16 protein-coding genes are annotated in these 15441 nt (G+C 44.2%); 3 read left to right on the top strand and 13 right to left on the bottom strand.

What is annotated here, in order from left to right; genetic code table 11:
- Window positions 1-161 precede the first annotated feature (161 nt).
- Together FKN93_RS01735 and FKN93_RS01730 are read right to left on the bottom strand one after the other, a co-directional pair.
- Window positions 162-2120 (bottom strand): DNA topoisomerase III, encoded by a 1959-nt coding sequence (locus tag FKN93_RS01735; protein ID WP_170904319.1) that lies wholly within the window; start codon window positions 2118-2120, stop codon window positions 162-164.
- An 84-nt stretch (window positions 2121-2204) separates the two neighbouring features.
- Window positions 2205-2540, bottom strand: coding sequence for a Grx4 family monothiol glutaredoxin (locus FKN93_RS01730; RefSeq protein WP_072669841.1), 336 nt, complete (start codon window positions 2538-2540; stop codon window positions 2205-2207).
- Window positions 2541-2861: 321 nt separating this feature from the next.
- Here FKN93_RS01730 and sodB point away from each other — a divergent pair, with 321 nt between their 5' ends.
- The 3 genes from sodB to FKN93_RS01715 all read left to right on the top strand — a co-directional run bounded on the left by sodB (window position 2862) and on the right by FKN93_RS01715 (window position 5005).
- Window positions 2862-3446, top strand: a complete 585-nt coding sequence (gene sodB, locus FKN93_RS01725) for a superoxide dismutase [Fe] (RefSeq protein WP_158138747.1) — start codon at window positions 2862-2864, stop codon at window positions 3444-3446.
- A gap of 128 nt (window positions 3447-3574) precedes the next feature.
- Complete coding sequence (locus tag FKN93_RS01720) at window positions 3575-4078, top strand: VC2046/SO_2500 family protein (RefSeq protein WP_154170514.1); 504 nt, start codon at window positions 3575-3577, stop codon at window positions 4076-4078.
- Window positions 4079-4336: 258 nt separating this feature from the next.
- Entirely contained in the window at window positions 4337-5005 is a 669-nt protein-coding gene (locus FKN93_RS01715) for an SDR family oxidoreductase (protein WP_158144826.1), read from the top strand.
- A 94-nt stretch (window positions 5006-5099) separates the two neighbouring features.
- On the opposite strand, the gene FKN93_RS01710 is transcribed toward FKN93_RS01715, so the two are convergent.
- From FKN93_RS01710 to FKN93_RS01660, 11 genes are all read right to left on the bottom strand, one after another.
- Window positions 5100-5852, bottom strand: a complete 753-nt coding sequence (locus tag FKN93_RS01710; RefSeq protein ID WP_154170509.1) for an MlaA family lipoprotein — start codon at window positions 5850-5852, stop codon at window positions 5100-5102.
- Between the two features lie 419 nt (window positions 5853-6271).
- A complete protein-coding gene (locus tag FKN93_RS01705; protein WP_040904167.1) occupies window positions 6272-6781 on the bottom strand; it encodes a DUF2802 domain-containing protein in 510 nt (169 codons plus the stop codon).
- The gene (locus FKN93_RS01700; protein ID WP_004394823.1) at window positions 6781-7266 is read right to left on the bottom strand and encodes a chemotaxis protein CheW; all 486 of its coding nucleotides are present in this window, start codon (window positions 7264-7266) and stop codon (window positions 6781-6783) included. The genes FKN93_RS01705 and FKN93_RS01700 overlap by 1 nt, the downstream gene beginning before the upstream one ends.
- A 38-nt stretch (window positions 7267-7304) precedes the next feature.
- Window positions 7305-8312 carry a chemotaxis protein CheW gene (locus FKN93_RS01695; protein WP_004394822.1) on the bottom strand — a complete coding sequence of 336 codons (1008 nt, stop codon included), beginning with the start codon at window positions 8310-8312 and terminating at the stop codon, window positions 7305-7307.
- Window positions 8305-9081 carry a ParA family protein gene (locus tag FKN93_RS01690; protein ID WP_004394821.1) on the bottom strand — a complete coding sequence of 259 codons (777 nt, stop codon included), beginning with the start codon at window positions 9079-9081 and terminating at the stop codon, window positions 8305-8307. The genes FKN93_RS01695 and FKN93_RS01690 overlap by 8 nt, the downstream gene beginning before the upstream one ends.
- Window positions 9082-9091: 10 nt before the next feature.
- Window positions 9092-10210 carry a chemotaxis response regulator protein-glutamate methylesterase gene (locus tag FKN93_RS01685; RefSeq protein WP_004394820.1) on the bottom strand — a complete coding sequence of 373 codons (1119 nt, stop codon included), beginning with the start codon at window positions 10208-10210 and terminating at the stop codon, window positions 9092-9094.
- A 34-nt stretch (window positions 10211-10244) separates the two neighbouring features.
- Window positions 10245-12563 carry a chemotaxis protein CheA gene (locus FKN93_RS01680; RefSeq protein WP_170904318.1) on the bottom strand — a complete coding sequence of 773 codons (2319 nt, stop codon included), beginning with the start codon at window positions 12561-12563 and terminating at the stop codon, window positions 10245-10247.
- Between the two features lie 9 nt (window positions 12564-12572).
- On the bottom strand, window positions 12573-13289 hold the full coding sequence (locus FKN93_RS01675) for a protein phosphatase CheZ (protein ID WP_004394818.1): 717 nt from the start codon (window positions 13287-13289) through the stop codon (window positions 12573-12575).
- Window positions 13290-13409: 120 nt separating this feature from the next.
- Window positions 13410-13778: a chemotaxis response regulator CheY gene (gene cheY / locus FKN93_RS01670; RefSeq protein WP_040904166.1), complete on the bottom strand. Its 369-nt coding sequence runs from the start codon at window positions 13776-13778 to the stop codon at window positions 13410-13412.
- A gap of 45 nt (window positions 13779-13823) precedes the next feature.
- The gene (locus FKN93_RS01665) at window positions 13824-14558 is read right to left on the bottom strand and encodes an RNA polymerase sigma factor FliA (protein ID WP_040904165.1); all 735 of its coding nucleotides are present in this window, start codon (window positions 14556-14558) and stop codon (window positions 13824-13826) included.
- Complete coding sequence (locus FKN93_RS01660) at window positions 14551-15438, bottom strand: MinD/ParA family protein (protein WP_170904317.1); 888 nt, start codon at window positions 15436-15438, stop codon at window positions 14551-14553. Before FKN93_RS01660 ends, FKN93_RS01665 begins: the two co-directional genes overlap by 8 nt.
- Window positions 15439-15441 lie beyond the last annotated feature (3 nt).

Genomic DNA, 15441 nt, shown 5'->3' with positions numbered 1-15441 from the left:
GATTCTTTGTGATATTCATCCAAGAACCGGGACTTACTATGGAAAACATTTACCGCTTATGCAACAGGACCATTATTTTTATGTGGATTTATTCTAACTTTCACGCAACAAACCTTAAACGTCCTCATCAATCAGTGGTGAATCACCGCGCGATAACGCCTTTATGGGGTTGAACAACGTGCAGGCGGGCTTTTTCTTTTACTGCTCGTCGACCTTTTCTTGGTTTTAAATGCAGGTCGCTTAACCGGCGGTAAAGCTCGCAACGAGGCGGGGACAGGTTGTTGTTTCACTTGCTCTATCCATTGGCTAATTTGTCGCTCAAGATCTTCAATAAAGGGTTGATAAGCTTGACCTCTTTCTGCCATCGCTTGCAGTTGATGCTCCCAATGAGCGGTCATATCAGGATAAGTGGCTTGCAGCGGTAGCGCCTCCACCAGTCCTTTGCCAGCCGGAGTACTTTTTATCTGTTTTCCTTCTCGTGTCAGTAACTGACGCTTGAATAACGTATCTAAGATGCCAGCTCGAGTGGCTTCAGTGCCTAACCCATCGGTCTCACGAAGAATTTTCTTAAGCTCTTTATCTTCAACAAAGCGGGCGATCCCCGTCATCGCTTGCAATAACGTTGCCTCAGTAAAATAACGCGGCGGTTCGGTCTGGCAAGTTTTCATCTCTCCTTCGCGACAGATCAACGATGTCCCCTTTGGTAGCGGCGGCACAGTATCAATTCCATCCTCAGGTTGCTCTTGTTGCCCTATGACACTTTTCCAGCCTGCGAACACCAATTGTCTGCCTTTAGCAATAAAGGTTCCTCCCGCAATGGTAAATACGAGTTTAGCTTCAGCGTATACTGCGGGAGGATAAAATTGCAGTACGTACTGGCGAGCAATTAACTGATAAATATTCTGCTCAGCAGCAGAAAGTCCATGTACAGCACTTTGCTTAGGGGTAGGAATAATCGCATGATGTGCATCAACTTTACTGTCGTTCCACGCTTTAGAACGGAATGTACGGTATGCACCGGCGACCGCAGTTTGTAATGGCTGAAGATTATGAGCAATCGCCGTCAGTATCGTATCCACCTGAGTTAAATGTTCTTTAGGTAAATAACGACTGTCGGAACGTGGATAAGTGATTAACTTGTATTTTTCATACAGTGACTGACAAATATCTAATACTTGTTGAGCACTCAAACCATAGCGCTTGGCAGCATCAATTTGTAAGGCCGATAATGAATAAGGCAGTGGTGCTGCTTGCTTAGTTTGCGTTTGTTCTGACGCCGCAACAATCGCAGGCTGATGTTGAATACGACGTGCAACATTGTCAACCAAAGCGCGGTTTAACACTCGTCCCTCTTCATCTTGCCAAGGCTGGCAGGCGTCACTAGGCTGCCAGCGAGCTCGAATATCAAACTCATGCCCTTCGACTTGATAAGGGATCAATGCGTGTAAGGTAAAATAATCATGGGCGACAAAATGGGCTATCTCGGCATCACGACGGACCACCAAACCCAGTATAGGTGTTTGCACTCGACCAACGGATAATACCCCTTGATAACCCGCTTTTTGTCCAAGCAAGGTATAAGCACGAGACATATTCATACCGTATAACCAGTCAGCCCGAGAGCGTGCTAAGGCTGAAATCGACAATGGAATAAATTCACGATTACTGCGCATTGTTGAAAGTGCGCGTTTCACCGCAGGCAAATTGAGATCGCTGATCAGTAAACGTTGAATGGTTTGCTGCTTTTGTTTAGAGACCTGACAATAATCGATAACCTCATCAACCAACAGTTGACCTTCACGATCTGGATCGCCAGCATGGACAATTTCTTGGCTACTTTTTAGTAACTTACGCACTACGGCCAATTGTTGACTCGCCGTTTTCCGCGGCTTCAATTGCCACTTTTCGGGTAGGATGGGTAAATCAGCCAAATTCCACTTTTTGTATCGCGGATCATAGCTGTCCGGTTCCACTTGCTCCAGTAAATGACCAATACACCAAGTCACCTTATCGCCATTGGCACATTCAATAAAACCTTGCTGCTTTTTATGGGGCTTGGGCAACGCATCAGCAATGGCTCGGGCTAAACTGGGTTTTTCAGCAATGAATAAGCGGCTCATAACAGTCTAAAATCAGAAAAAATTAGGGCCACATTAACCAATGTGACCCTAAAGAATCAAGCTAAACTGTTTTTTTATACAGCATTACGCTTCATCTGTCGCGTTACGTGCGGCCGCTTCTTTAATTAATGGCTGTAGTTCACCTTTTTGGAACATTTCCAAAATAATGTCACAACCACCAATCAATTCACCTTCAACCCATAACTGGGGAAAAGTAGGCCACTGAGCATAAACCGGTAGCTCTGCGCGAATATCTGGATTTTGTAAGATGTCGACGTAGGCAAATTTTTCACCGCACGCCATTAACGCTTGAGCGGCTTGCGAAGAGAAACCACAGCTTGGTAGTTTAGGTGACCCTTTCATATAAAGAAGAATTGGGTTTTCGGCAAGTTGCTGTTTAATTTTATCGATGGTTTCCATTGCTTCCTCTTAATGGATGGCTAAGTTAATCCCTTCCATTCTAAATCATTAAGAGAGAATAAAAAGCACATTCTGTTTATGGATTTAGCAGAGTAAGTATCAAGTGATCGCGGTATATTGACTTAACTGAACTTTTTCTTTCACTTGGGGTGTTAATAAAGTAAAAACTTGCTAAAATGCATAGCAAGTCAGTTTTATCGACTCCATTACAATAACACTGGAAGCAATCAAAGAAGTGTCTACATCAGTCGTGGGCCGTAACCTGTATTTGACCTCGTCTGCTTAGTCGTTTCTTTCCTCTCAACAACGGAGAATTGAACAATGGCATTTGAACTACCAGCACTACCTTACGCAAAAGATGCGCTACAACCGCACATTTCAGCAGAGACTTTGGATTACCACCACGGTAAACACCATAATACGTATGTCGTAAAATTGAATGGTCTGATCCCTGGTACAGAGTTTGAAGGCAAATCTCTCGAAGAGATCATCAAAACGTCAACGGGCGGTATTTTTAATAATGCTGCACAGGTATGGAACCACACTTTCTACTGGCACTGCCTATCTCCAAACGGCGGTGGTGAGCCAACAGGCGCAGTGGCAGAAGCCATCAATGCGGCCTTCGGTTCATTTGCTGAGTTTAAAGCCAAATTCACTGATTCTGCGATCAACAATTTCGGTTCTTCGTGGACTTGGCTAGTGAAAAAAGCAGACGGTTCATTGGCGATTATCAATACTTCTAACGCAGCAACACCAATCACTGAGGAGGGAGTTACGCCTTTATTGACTGTTGATCTGTGGGAACATGCTTACTACATTGATTATCGTAACCTCCGTCCAGACTACATGAATGGCTTCTGGGCTCTAGTCAACTGGGAATTCGTTGCACAAAACCTAGCGAAATAATCTCGCTGACCAGCTGGTGAGAGTCAAATAACGCTCAACAGCCGATAAGCCTACCTAAAATAAGGTAGGCTTTTTTATTAAAGTTTTTTCTTCATGTGCCGTTATTAGTGGTGCATTGAGGAGAAACCATGCAAGTACATACATTAGACAAAGCCGGAATAATTAATGAGTTACAGCTCGGAACTGGGGTCAACCAAGCGGTACAGCAAGGTCGTCATGCCGATTTCGCTCTATTCATGGCACTCTTCTCTAATGATGTTCGCGATACCACGCCTATCGAGCCGATCACCACTCACCGTACGACTGAAGATCAGCTACGTCAACGCTTTGAACTGCCAGCATGTCAAGCACTACGCAATGATCAAAGCTCTTACGCTATTTCGGCTCAGCAAGCAAAACTGTTTCACTCTGGCGGCATGGCGAGCGCCAAACTGTCGCACTATTTGCAACCTGAAGTGCTCACCTACCTCCCTGAAGACACTGAAAATTTCCCAGAAGACGTGTATTTAAATCTCTCTGGGCATGACCGCCGTCATCTCGCACAGCAAGAGAATAAGACGTTGATGATAATGGATTTATATCCTCAGCTTAATCACGCCCTTAGGCAAGATCAACTACGAGCTCAGGTATAGGATATATCTCGACGGCGCTAAAAATAGCGAATCATCGATCAAAAAGTTTCTCTTTTTATCCCCCCAAAAGCCAACCGCCCCTAGAGCAGCTGTGTATATTTTTGCTTAAGCCTTGTCGCCGAATGTGAATAAGCGCAAAGAAAAAACGATTACTTTTCGAACAACTGGGTTTATTTGAAGCAATTCACACCATCATATCAAACCGTCAACCATGCTTAACGTACTCGATGGTCACGGCACCTCCAAGGAAGGCACACAATGAAAATTAAAAGTGCATTAATTTTAATTACTTCAGCTAATTCGCTACTGGGCAGCACGCTGGCGATGCATTTTGCTCGTTTGGGGGCTAACGTTATATTATGTGATACCAATCATAGTGCTTTAGTCACCACCTGGCAGCATTGCTACGCGATCAGTCATCGTGTTCATTACTACACGTTACCCGACCGCTCTCCAACGAGTATTCATCAGTTATTTGATTATATTGAAACCACCTACCACTCAGCCCCGGACGTGTTAATCAATCACTGGCCAAGCGTCAGTTTTCCTTCTTTGGTGGATGAACAGCCTACAGAGCGTTTTATTCAACAATTGGCCAATATGGCTTCATCCCTCTTTACCTTTGGGCAAACTTGCTCAGAAAGGATGCGTCAGCATCAAGCAAAAGGAGTGATTGTTAATCTCGTCTGGCACAATACCGCACAACAACAAGCTGGAATGGAAAATACCAATTCTATGGTTGCCGGCTTTACCCAAAGTTGGGCCAGAGAGTTAACGCCCTATAATATTCGTGTCGGTGGCGTGATCCCGATGGCGGGAGGCAATCATCACAATCTGCATTGGGCTGAAATTCAAGATGAGCTTATACGTAATACCGAATACATTGTGACTAATGACTATTTCAGTGGACGAGTCATGTCAGCATGATGGCAAAGAGAATACAGAAATAGAAAGTGCAGATCACTTTAGGGTCAAGTGACCTGCACTCATTGGATCTCAATAACAGATCGTATCAAGAAAACTAGAATCCGCCGTCGAGGTAATCATCAAGGAAATCTTCTTGATCAGTGTCGTAATGTTCTGTGTCTCGTTCAGCTTTAAAGTCACGACGTTGTAAATAGACTTCTCGCGTTAATGCGTAAGGATCAGGAGAACGCTGTAGCATGGCTTCTTGAGGCACTAAAGCGGCTCGGGTTTCCATTCCTTGAACCGCCCATTTACCAATACTTCCCCAAATATTCAAATACGCAAGAGGAACATACCAACCATCAACCGTATCCGCCACTTCCCGCACAGTATAGGGTCCATAACCCGGTACCATTAAGTATGGTCCGTTACCGACACCGTAATAACCTATCGCATCACCAAATTGTTTGTCATCATGCTTACGAATTCCGGCTTCTGAGGCGATATCAATCAAACCTAAAAGCCCAAAAGTACTGTTTAACCAAAAACGGTTAAAATGATCGAGCGCTTTTTCGCCATTACCCATGATCAGGTTATTAACCATACTGGCTGGCTCATCTAAATTGGATAAGAAATTCGCTAAACCGCGTCTTAATGGTGACGGGACATAATCGACATAAGCCAGTGAAACAGGACGAGCTAGGTAGGGATCTAGATAATCGTAGTTAATTTTCCACATCGCGCGATTAAACCCCTCTAAAGGGTCATTAGGATGTGATTCATTATGTGCATTTTCAGGTACCGAGCTACATCCGGCCAGTACCAGCATCAATAAAAGCATTGCTATCCGTAACAAACGGCTGGGCATGGTCATAATCCAATTGGTGAAAAGTCATTGCGACATTGCTCGACTTTTACAATATAAAAATAGGGTGAATATAACAATATGAGCCTTAAAATATCATATTATCGTCGAATTTGTCTTATTGATGTAACCAGAATATTAACGCTCGGTCATCAGTAAACAAAAAGCGTCGATTGCTATTAATCATTTTCAGTAACCAATAAAAATGATTAATGAGTTATTCAAAACCGTTGATACTAACACAGCATCCCAGAGACAAAATAGAATTAGCGCTAAACTCGTTATTAACCTGAACATTATCGATGAAAAAACGGCCAAAACCCCGCCTATGAGACGATAGTAAGCAAACTTCTTATAATGGTTTACGAAAATAAAAGCCAAAAGAAAGTGTACCACTACAAACACTCTCATTTGGCTTTTATTTAAAGAGAAGATTTACGAGTCGGTCTTTTACCCGTATTAGAAGCAGGCATGCGCCCTTCCGGATCGCTACTTAAAGGTGGAATAGATTCTTTACCGGCCAACTTTTTTTGCAATGATAACATTAATTCCGCTTCGGCTTTAGGTAACTCACACTCTTCGATAAGCTCATCAATGTCAGCGCCTAACTTGACCATTTTACTTGCCCGACTGTATAGGCGGGCATCGGTATCAACATTTTCTAACTGCTTAAGACGCTCACTTAAGTGAACGATGATCTCTTGTTGCCCTGTGACTTTTTGCCCAAGGCCGATTGCAGCAGAACGCACTTCTAACAACTGCTTGGTGGCTTTTTGCAACTCTTTATCAAGCTGGCGAACTTGTTGACGAAAATAATCGCCTTGGCGAGTTAATGAACGGCGCAAAAACCACAACCCAAGCGTTAATAGTACAACAATGAACGCCGCTCCCCCTGCAAGGACAGAAGGCGTAAAGTGTAAAAAATCACTCATTAGAGATGAGCCATATCGTCCCACTCTTCTTGCGATAGCAGTTTATTGAGATCAACCAAAATAAGCAGTTTTCCATCACGATTACTCACGCCTTGGATAAACTTAGAACTCTCTTCTGTACCGACACTTGGCGTGGTATCAATTTCCGATGAACGTAAGTAAACCACCTCAGCAACGCTATCGACTAAGATACCAATCACTTGACGCTCAGATTCAATGACAATGATTCGTGTATTGTCGGTGATTTCACCTTGCATCAGACCAAAACGTGAACGTGTATCAATAACGGTGACAACATTACCACGTAGGTTAATAATTCCTAAAACATAGTCAGGCGACCCTGGGACGGGTGCGATCTCGGTGTAACGTAACACTTCGCGGACTTGCATCACATTGACGCCATAAGTCTCTTCTTCCAATTGAAATGTTACCCACTGAAGCACTTCATCATTTGAGTGTTCTTTTCTCACTTCTACTTCAGACATACCTTTTCCTCTTTAAGTCGTGACCGACAAAATATGTATTATTTATCGAGCGCTTGGACATCAAGACCTGCATTAAGCATAGCGATTAATGCATGAACGTGTATCAAAGCACACATTTTTTCTTTAACCATTCCTGCGAGCCAAGGTCGTTTGCCCACTTGCTCTCGCCAGCGTACCTTATCGCTACTTAACCATTCAGTACCTAATAGTTTAGTACAAGCTAAGCCCCACAGGCTGTTATCTAACATGACTATATATTGATAGTCTTTTTTGTACGTATCATCCGCTAATTTATCAGACATTACCCATTTCGCCGTATCGACCACATCCAACTGTGAATCTCGGTTAGTTTGTAAGCCTAAATACCATGCTGGTCGTCCAATCAGATGGTTCAACGTGGCTTTACGATGAATACCACCTAACTCATCCAGTGGTACGGCGAAAGTCACTCCGTTAACATCAAAATACAAAACTTGAAAATTTTGTTCACGGATCGGACATTGCCACTGTCCAATGCCGAATGGATCAGGTTGTGTGTCCTCGGTCACTAACGTGTCATCTGCCATAACCGGCTCGATGATCACCTCAGGCTCTGCTTCCAAAGGCTGTAAAGAGGGTTCCTCAACAAACAGCTCTGGCTCTTCAATCGTGATAACAGGATCAGACTCAACAAGCGTCTCTTCAATATCCCATTCTTGAATTTCTTCCACTACCGTCTCAGTAACCGTTTGAGCAATTTGAGTGGTGTTTTCTGCCATAACCACTTCAAGATCAAGCTCAGCGACGGGATTACTGCTCTCTAATTGACTCAGCAAGCGTTGTACGTCATCTAAATTAGGCAACTCAAATTCGACTAATTCTTGATCGATATAGCTTTCTGCACTCCGCTGGCGAGCAGGTTGAGGTTGAGGATCATCTATTGAATGACTAATAAGCGTGGTCGAAAAAGGACCATCTTGCCAATTCGGCTCATCCAGCTCTTCCTCTAGTAGAGCCGCGAAGTAATCATCCAGTGCTTGTTCGCTAGATAGTAAGGAGTTACTCATCGATAGCCAACCTCTCTAAGAAGAGTAACAGCTGTTTGTAAGCAAACACTCCTCGGCTTCCTTCTGCAAAATGAGAAGCGGGTAGACGCTTCAAACTTGCGTCACGGAATTTAGTATCAATGGGAACGGCAGATGCCCATACCTGTTCAGGGTAATCTTTCTTTAGCTGAGTCAAAGTTTGTAATGACGCACGAGTTCGTTTGTCGTACATCGTAGGCACAATGGTGACTTTAAACTCGCGATTGCGTGACTTTTGCATGATCGCTAATGTACGGACCATGCGTTCTAATCCTTTCATTGCCAAGAATTCAGTTTGCACTGGGATTAAAATACGGTCACTCGCCGCCAACGCATTCACCATCATCACCCCAAGAATCGGAGGGCAGTCAATTAATACGTAGTCATAACGATGGCGTAGAGCAAGCAATGAACGTTTAAGTATTAATCCCATACCACTGCGATTACCCATAACTCGATCTAAGGTAGCTAATGACATATGAGCAGGGATCAGATCCATATTTTCAATATCGGTACGTAAGATTAATGGCTCGACATTTTGTTCATTAAACTCGCGTAACTGAAATAGATCAAAAAGGCTCGTTGGCACGGCATCAGAATCATAGCCTAAATAAGTCGTTAATGATGCATGGGGATCGGTATCGACCAGCAAAACGCGCTTACCTTGTTGGCTTAATAAGCCAGCAAGGGTAATGGTCGTAGTAGTTTTACCTACGCCTCCTTTCTGGTTTGCCACACTCCAAACAATCATTAACGTTTCCTTAACTCAAGCCAACTTCAATCAGCATACGTTCTGCGATGCGATCCAAGGGCAAATCTTCAGATGAGATTCCCGCTTTGGAAACCGCTTGCGGCATGCCATAAACAACGCAACTCTCTTCATCTTGCGCCCAAACTGTTGCGCCAGCAGATTGCAACATACGAGCACCCTCACGACCATCAGCCCCCATCCCTGTGAGGATCATCGATAAGACTTTATCCCCGAAAATCTTAGAGGCAGAACCAAATGTCACATCAACACACGGTTTGTAGTTCATCCGTTCTCCGCCATCAATAATGCGTAATCTGGCCGCTCCTGGGCGACCATCTAACATCATCTGTTTACCGCCAGGGGCGAGATAAGCGGTACCCGGTTTAAGAACATCACCATCTTCGGCTTCTTTCACCTGAATTTTACACAAAGAGTTCAGGCGACTTGCAAAAGCACCAGTGAAGGTGGCTGGCATATGTTGGATCAAAATGATCGGATGAGGATAATTAGCCGGCAATTTAGTTAAGATTTTCTGTAGCGCAACGGGGCCTCCGGTTGACGTACCAATCGCGGTTAATTGGTACTTTTTACCGGTTGCTTTAAAGCGTGATAATGCTGAAGGTGCAGTTGCCACACGTCCCTGAGCTGACGCTGATGAGTCAGATGACGAGCGCGAGGCAAGGTTCGAGGACGTGACACTACTGGTGACCACCGGACGACGCATAAAATTGCGTTTCGCCGCAATTTGTAACACTCGTTGCTGCAATAAAGTGACTGCATCTTCTCGATTGCGGGCTATATCTTCAAATTTTTTCGGCAAAAAGTCTAAAGCGCCAGCATCTAACGCATCCAGTGTCGCTTTGGCACCATCATGAGTCAGCGATGAAAACATTAGAATTGGCGTTGGATTATTAGCCATGATCTCACGTACGGCACTAATTCCATCCATCACCGGCATCTCAATATCCATGGTGATGACATCTGGTTTTAGACGCATGGCTTTATCGACAGCTTCTCGGCCATTAGTCGCCACATCAATCACTTCTAAGCGCGATTCAGCATTGATGATTTCACTCACTCGGCGTCGAAAGAAACTTGAATCATCAACAACTAAGACTTTAATCGGCATAGTTACCCTTATCATTTGGGTGGTCTATCGACCACTAGATACGCGAAGCAGCTGCGTATTTCTTAAGTAAATCAGAGACATCAAGTATCAAGGCTATATGACCATCACTGGTTATCGTAGCACCAGACATACCAGGCGTACCTTGTAACAATTTATCGAGAGGCTTAATCACCACCTCTTCTTGGCCAATTAATGTATCCACAACTAGGCCAACGCGTTGGTTACCAATTTGTACAATAACTACATGGCCATGGCCTTTACGAGGCTCGACTTTACCCGCCTGAGGGGCTAGCCAATTTTGTAGATAGAACAACGGAATGGATTTTTCACGCACAATAATCGTTAGCTGACCATCGACAATATTGGTCCGGCGTAAATCAAGGTGGAAGATTTCATTAACACTCGCGAGCGGTAAAGCGAATGGATGACCTGCCACTCCCACCATTAACGTTGGCAAAATAGCCAGAGTTAACGGAACTTTAATGGTGATTTTGGTCCCTTTCGTGAGTTCAGAATCAATATCAATCGAACCGTTAAGGGTATTAATCGCGGTTTTCACCACATCCATCCCTACGCCGCGTCCAGAAATATCAGAAATTTTCTCTTTACTGGAAAAGCCCGGCATAAAAATCAGGTTAAAACACTCTTTATTCGTCAATCGAGAAGCCGCATCTTCATCCATCATGCCACGTTTAACCGCAATCGCTCGCAGTTTATCGGGATCCATACCACCGCCATCATCAACGATCGCCAGCTCAATATGGTCGCCTTCCTGAGACGCAGAGAGGATAACTTTACCCGTACGCGGTTTCCCTGCCGCAACACGGTCGTCGGGCATTTCAATACCATGGTCAACGGAGTTGCGTACCAAGTGAATCAATGGATCGGCAAGCGCTTCTACTAAGTTTTTATCCAGATCGGTTTCTTCCCCTTTCAACTCTAAAACAATGTCTTTGTTCAAGGTTCGAGCCAAGTCACGAACAACGCGAGGGAAGCGACCAAATACTTTCTTGATCGGTTGCATGCGCGTTTTCATTACCGCGCCTTGTAAGTCTGCCGTCACCACATCAAGATTAGAGACCGCTTTAGACATCTCTTCATCATTACTATTAAGGCCAAGACTCAACAGTCGGTTACGCACTAATACCAACTCACCCACCATATTCATGATGGTGTCAAGCGTCGAGGTATCTACCCTAACTGACGCCTCTACTTGAGGTTTTTTAGCACCGCCAGAACCAGCAGCAACTAACTCGTTCTTGTCTGAGTTGGTATCCGTTGCCTTAGCGACTGGAGCAGGTTTAGCTGGTGCTGGCGCAGCGGCAGGGGCAGCAGCTTTAGGCTTAGGTTGTTCTACTGGTTTCTTTTCAATAGATGGACTGGCTGGTGCAGCGGCTTTTGCTGCCTGAGTAGTATTGGCTACCGCTGGGCGCGTAGCCATTTCTAGCTCTTCGATCGATGGTCCTTTACCACTGCCGTGTAACTCATCTAATAAACGTTCAAACTCTTCATCGGTCATGATATCGCCATTAGCGTTCACATTCGATGGTGTTGCTTTTACCGCGGGTTGTGACGATACCGTTGGAGAGGGGGCTTCTCCAGAACCATGTAATGAGGGACTTTTGCCTTTTCCATGCAGCTCATCAAGTAATTTTTCAAACTCATCATCAGTAATATCACCTGAAGCAGCAGGTGCTGATGCTGGTGATGGCTGAGATTTGGCAGCTTCACTGGCCGCCTTTTCCGCACCAGGACTACGACCTTTACCGTGCAACTCATCAAGTAAGCTTTCAAACTCATCATCACTAATATCATCAATCGAGTTAGCATCGATATGAGCGTTACTCGAGGCTTGAGCGGTCACATCTTCAGAAGGCGCTGGTACATGAGATTCGGAGTCAGCTTCAGGTTCGATGTCTTCAACCGTGTCAGCCGACGCCGCACCTTCAGGTTCATCCTCAGATTCAGGCTTACACATATCATGCAATTCTTGAATTAAGATCGGATCAGCTGGCTGCAATGGCTCTTGATTTTGTACCGCTTGAAACTGCTCATTCACCGTATCCAAAGCACGTAGCATCACATCCATCAAACGAGCGTTGACACTACGTTGACCATTACGTAAATAGTCAAACACGTTTTCTGCACCGTGACAGGTTTCTACCAGTTCGGTGAGCGAGAGAAAGCCAGCGCCGCCTTTTACAGTGTGAAAACCGCGGAAAATGGCATTAAGAAGTTCGCGGTCTTGTGGGTTATTTTCTAACTCTACTAGCTGTTCTGATAACAACTCGAGAATCTCGCCAGCTTCAACCAGAAAGTCTTGAAGAATGTCGTCGTCTAAATCGTAGCTCATACTTTACCCCTAAAATCCAAGACTCGATAATAAATCATCGACATCGTCTTGCGATGAAACTGCATCTGTACGCTCATGAGGATTAATGATTGGTCCCTCTGGCTCACAAGGTGCTTTTTCAACTTTTCCTGATTGTTGTAATTGATTTTTACCAAATACGGTCAAGATCTCTACTAAGCGACCTTCCACCTCATTGACTAAGGTGATCACTCGGCGGATAATTTGTCCCGTTAAATCTTGAAAATCTTGCGCCATCAAAATTTCGGTTAATTGCCCTCGAAGCTCACTACTATTGCCTTCTATTTGCGAAAGAAGATCATCAATACGATGGCAAAGTGCTTTAAATTCATTCAAGTCAATTTTACCGCGCATAAGCGCATTCCACTGTGGTCGAATGAGTAGCAAACTTCCATGTAGGTTGTCGGCTATCGGTAAGCAGCGATCAACCGCATCCATTGTTTTATTGGCAGCGACTTCAGTTTTATCAATGACATAATGCAATCTATCTCTGGCATCAGGCATTTCGTCGTTAGCAATTTGACTCATTCGCTCATCAACTTGAAACTGGCGCAAAGAATCATGCAGATCGCGAGTCAATACGCCGATCTCCTTTAGCATTGGATTGCCTTCAGATTCATACACTTGTTGAACCAGTGTATTGGCGCTATCTTGCTGACCATTTTCTAATAGTTGAACGAGTTCTTTTGCTTGTTCTAATGAAATCATCCTGTCTTAGCCTTGCTCACATAATGGATAAATACCTGTTCGCTGACTATTTTTTGTATGATTAACGTTGCCGCCTACATGCAAAAAATTCTCAATGAACTTTTGACCCGTGCTTTAAAATTATAGGCGGTCAAAAATCTTATCTAACTTTTCTTTTAGCGTAGCAGCCGTAAATGGTTTCACGATATAGCCATTAACCCCCGCTTGAGCAGCTTCTATAATTTGCTCTCGCTTGGCTTCTGCGGTAATCATCAGTACAGGTAAGTGCTTAAGCTCTGCATCTGCGCGAATATTTTTGAGCAGATCAATGCCTTGCATACCCGGCATGTTCCAGTCAGTGACCACAAAATCAAAACCACCTTTTTTTAGCATTGGCAACGCCGTCAAACCGTCGTCCGCTTCTTGGGTATTATTAAAACCCAAATCACGAAGTAGGTTTTTTACTATACGGCGCATTGTTGAAAAATCGTCAACAATAAGGATTTTCATATTTTTATTCAAAATTGCCTCCACTGAGTTCAAAGTCAGTGATATTTAGTCGTTTTGTGTCCAAGAACTCAACTTAGTTCGCAGACGTTGCATAGATTGGCTCAGTATTTGACTCACGCGGGACTCGCTCACGCCAATTACTTCACCGATTTCTTTTAAGTTTAGCTCTTCATCATAATAGAGCGAAAGTACCAAAGCTTCACGTTCTGGAAGTGATTTTATTGATTCAACCAATGCTTTACGGAATAATTCGTCGGCCACCCCCTGAAAAGGGGCATTGTCCTCCGCATCATCCAATGGCGAAATAGCATCATCCGATACGCCAAGATCTTCGATACCCACTATCCTTGAGCAACTAATATCCGTTAATGCGTTGTGATAGTGTTCAAGAGACATCCCTAAATGCTGCGCAATTTCTGCATCACTTGGGTCGCGACATAATTCACCCTCTAATATCGCGATAGCTTGACTGATCTCTCGATTATGCTTGTGAACCGAGCGGGGAACCCAATCTCCGCGGCGAATGTCGTCCAACATTGCACCACGAATTCGAATCCCTGCATAGGTTTCAAAACTTGCCCCTTTACTTCCATCGTAATTTTTTTGCGCTTCAAGCAAGCCGATCATGCCAGCTTGCATTAAATCTTCAATAAGTACGCTAGGTGGCAAACGCCCGATTAAATGATGAGCTATACGCTTAACCAATACAGCATATTTTTCCAGAAATAGCTTCTGGCTAGTCATATTACCGTATTGATCGTAAGTCAGCGCTTTATTCACCAAAAGGTTCCTCTACTGGTTCAGTTCGATTAAGCAGTCGCTCTACAAAAAACTCCAAATGACCACTTGGCGTACGTGGTATTGGCCAAGTGAGTGCTTTATTGGCTAATGAATTAATGGCCAATGAAGCTGGAGAGCGAGGATAAGCATCAACGACAATTTTCTGTCTTTTTACTGCCTGTCGTACATTATCGTCTAAAGGAATGCAGGCGACGAGTTCTAACCCGACATTTAAAAATCGCTCTGTGACTAAAGTCAATTTTGCGAATAACTCTCTCCCTTCACGATAGCTTCTCACCATGTTAGCGACAATTTTAAATCGCTCAACTTGATGTTCTCTACTCAAAAGTTTGATCAAGGCATATGCATCGGTGATAGAAGTCGGTTCGTCGCATACTACCACAACCACATCCTGCGCCGCACGAGAGAAACTCACGACCATGTCAGAAATCCCTGTTGCGGTATCAACCAGTAGAATATCCATCTCATCTTCAAGTGAACCAAACGCTCTGATTAACCCGACATGCTGAGCATGAGTTAACTCGGTCATCGATTGAGTACCGGATGTCGCAGGAATGATTTTTATACCATGCGGACCTTCAACAATGGAGTCTTTTAATTCACATTCACCTGCTAATACGTGACCTAAGTTACGTTTAGGCCGAATCCCTAGCATAACGTCAACATTAGCTAATCCTAAGTCGGCATCCAACACCATGACTTTTTTTCCTTGGCGGGCCATACAGATAGCCATACCAAGCGCTACGTTAGACTTGCCAACTCCGCCTTTTCCACCGGTTACGGCGATCACTTTCGTGACTGAAGGTTGAGTTAAACGGCGTAGGCCGCTTGCTTGATCATATATCATTTTATTCGTCATATT

This window comes from Vibrio sp. A8-1, from assembly GCF_013048685.1.
GTDB classification, from domain to species: Bacteria; Pseudomonadota; Gammaproteobacteria; order Enterobacterales; family Vibrionaceae; genus Vibrio; species Vibrio metschnikovii.
Note: the sequence above shows the minus strand (reverse complement) of the source record. Positions and strands in the feature narration are given on the sequence as shown.

Bases quoted from the DNA above. Each gene is read 5' to 3' on its own strand.
- FKN93_RS01660 (WP_170904317.1), bottom strand. From the start codon at position 15,438: ATGACGAATAAAATGATATATGATCAAGCAAGCGGCCTACGCCGTTTA.
- FKN93_RS01700 (WP_004394823.1), bottom strand. From the start codon at position 7,266: ATGTCTGAAGTAGAAGTGAGAAAAGAACACTCAAATGATGAAGTGCTT.
- sodB (WP_158138747.1), top strand. From the start codon at position 2,862: ATGGCATTTGAACTACCAGCACTACCTTACGCAAAAGATGCGCTACAA.
- FKN93_RS01720 (WP_154170514.1), top strand. From the start codon at position 3,575: ATGCAAGTACATACATTAGACAAAGCCGGAATAATTAATGAGTTACAG.
- FKN93_RS01695 (WP_004394822.1), bottom strand. From the start codon at position 8,312: ATGAGTAACTCCTTACTATCTAGCGAACAAGCACTGGATGATTACTTC.
- FKN93_RS01735 (WP_170904319.1), bottom strand. From the start codon at position 2,120: ATGAGCCGCTTATTCATTGCTGAAAAACCCAGTTTAGCCCGAGCCATT.
- FKN93_RS01675 (WP_004394818.1), bottom strand. From the start codon at position 13,289: ATGATTTCATTAGAACAAGCAAAAGAACTCGTTCAACTATTAGAAAAT.
- FKN93_RS01680 (WP_170904318.1), bottom strand. From the start codon at position 12,563: ATGAGCTACGATTTAGACGACGACATTCTTCAAGACTTTCTGGTTGAA.
- FKN93_RS01715 (WP_158144826.1), top strand. From the start codon at position 4,337: ATGAAAATTAAAAGTGCATTAATTTTAATTACTTCAGCTAATTCGCTA.
- FKN93_RS01690 (WP_004394821.1), bottom strand. From the start codon at position 9,081: ATGATTGTTTGGAGTGTGGCAAACCAGAAAGGAGGCGTAGGTAAAACT.
- FKN93_RS01685 (WP_004394820.1), bottom strand. From the start codon at position 10,210: ATGCCGATTAAAGTCTTAGTTGTTGATGATTCAAGTTTCTTTCGACGC.
- cheY (WP_040904166.1), bottom strand. From the start codon at position 13,778: ATGAAAATCCTTATTGTTGACGATTTTTCAACAATGCGCCGTATAGTA.
- FKN93_RS01705 (WP_040904167.1), bottom strand. From the start codon at position 6,781: ATGAGTGATTTTTTACACTTTACGCCTTCTGTCCTTGCAGGGGGAGCG.
- FKN93_RS01730 (WP_072669841.1), bottom strand. From the start codon at position 2,540: ATGGAAACCATCGATAAAATTAAACAGCAACTTGCCGAAAACCCAATT.
- FKN93_RS01710 (WP_154170509.1), bottom strand. From the start codon at position 5,852: ATGCCCAGCCGTTTGTTACGGATAGCAATGCTTTTATTGATGCTGGTA.